A 959-nucleotide genomic window follows, 5' to 3' on the forward strand; every position below is an offset into this window, starting at 1 on the left:
CTCTCCCGCCAGCATTGCAAAATGACCTCCCGCGTCACGCCAGCGCCTCCTCGACGATCCGGCCAAGCTCCGGTGCGATGTAGGAAAGGTCTTCCTCGTCCTTGATCAGCACGCCGATGGCGCGGCGGAAGGCTTCCGGCCACGGGCTGCCGCCTCTCTCCAGGATGGTCGCCGCGTTGGCCCATTCGACGGCCTCGGCGATGCCGGGCGGCTTGGCCAGCGGCCGAGCGCGAATGGTCTGCACGGCTGTCGCCACGGCGCGCGCCGTTGCTTCAGCCACATTGCCGGCGCGCAGCATGATGATGGCGGCCTCGCGCTCGGCGTCGGGATAGCCAATCCAATGATAGACGCATCGGCGGCGCAGCGCTTCGGCGAGCTCGCGGGTGCGGTTCGAGGTCAGGATGACGATCGGCTGCGCCGTGGCGCGGATGGTGCCGCGCTCGGGAATGCTGATCTGGAAATCGGACAGGAATTCCAAAAGCAGCGCTTCAAATTCGTGGTCGGAACGATCGATCTCGTCGACCAGCAGCACGCGTTGTTCCGGCGCCTTCAGCACCTGCAGCAGCGGCCGGGCGATCAGGAAACGGTCTTCATAGATGTCGATCTCATGCTCGCCGGCATGGCGGATGGCAAGCAATTGGCGCTGGTAGTTCCATTCGTAGAGCGCGTGCGCGGCGTCGATGCCTTCATAACATTGCAGCCGCACCAGATCGCGGCCGAGCAGCTCGGCGATCGCTTTGGCCGCTTCCGTCTTGCCGACGCCCGGCGCGCCTTCGAGCAGCAGCGGCTTGCCCAGCCGGATTGCCAGGAAGATGGCGGTCGAAAGGCTTTCATCGGCCAGATAGCGCGAGGCGGCCAGATGCTGCGCCACCGCCTCCGGCGAGGTCGCTGATGTCTCGGCGCTTGTCCCGGTCATTTCGGCCCTCAGTTCGCCGCTTGCGCCTTCAGCGCGCGCAGGA

At 66.0% G+C, this 959-nt stretch carries 1 protein-coding gene; it reads right to left on the reverse strand.

The genetic code is table 11. From position 1 onward, the window contains the following. Positions 1-34 precede the first annotated feature (34 nt). Complete coding sequence (locus tag EN984_RS35965) at positions 35-916, reverse strand: MoxR family ATPase (RefSeq protein ID WP_127266796.1); 882 nt, start codon at positions 914-916, stop codon at positions 35-37. Positions 917-959: the final 43 nt, after the last annotated feature.

It is taken from the genome of Mesorhizobium sp. M7A.F.Ca.CA.004.12.1.1 (genome assembly GCF_003997835.1).
GTDB lineage: Bacteria > Pseudomonadota > Alphaproteobacteria > Rhizobiales > Rhizobiaceae > Mesorhizobium.